Here is an 832-nt window from a genome sequence, read left to right on the forward strand (position 1 = left end):
CTGCCAACATCGCCAAGGCCCTGAAGCTGCGCGACAAAAACGGTTCCATCAGCCTGGTAGTGCCGGAAGCCAACAGTCTGGGCCTGGCCATGCTCGGTGGCGAGTCCGTGGACGCGGCGCTGCAAGCCGTGATCGACGGCAACGCCGACGCCATCGTGGTACTGGAAAACGACCTGTACACCCGCACCGCTGCGGCCAAGGTTGACGCTGCGCTCAACGCCGCCAAGGTGCTGATCGTCGCCGACCATCAGAAGACCGCCACCAGCGACCGCGCCGACCTGGTGCTGCCAGCCGCCACCTTCGCTGAAGGCGACGGTACCCTGGTCAGCCAGGAAGGCCGCGCCCAGCGCTTCTTCCAGGTGTTCGATCCGAAGTACATGGACGCCAGCATCCTGGTGCACGAAGGCTGGCGCTGGCTGCATGCCCTGCGCGCCACCCTGCTGAACCAGCCGATCGACTGGACCCAGCTCGACCACGTCACCGCTGCCACCGCTGCCAGCGCGCCGCAACTGGCTCGTATCGTCGATGCCGCGCCGTCTGCCGCGTTCCGCATCAAGGGCCTGAAACTGGCGCGTGAGCCGTTGCGTTACTCCGGTCGTACCGCCATGCGTGCTGACATCAGCGTGCACGAGCCGCGTACCCCGCAAGACAACGACACCGCGTTTGCCTTCTCCATGGAAGGTTATTCGGGTTCGGCCGAGCCGCGTCAGCAGGTGCCGTTTGCCTGGTCGCCGGGCTGGAACTCGCCGCAAGCCTGGAACAAGTTCCAGGACGAAGTCGGTGGTCATATCCGCGCTGGCGACCCGGGCACCCGCCTGATCGAAAGCAGCGG

At 66.0% G+C, this 832-nt stretch carries 1 protein-coding gene; it reads left to right on the forward strand.

Features of this window, described 5'->3' with window-relative positions; genetic code table 11:
• Positions 1–832, forward strand: an 832-nt coding sequence (locus tag GIW04_RS31055; RefSeq protein WP_236479652.1) for a molybdopterin-dependent oxidoreductase, incomplete at both ends; no start/stop codon positions are given.

It is taken from the genome of Pseudomonas sp. PA-4-8C, from assembly GCF_021606625.1.
Taxonomy (GTDB): Bacteria; Pseudomonadota; Gammaproteobacteria; order Pseudomonadales; family Pseudomonadaceae; genus Aquipseudomonas; species Aquipseudomonas lactis.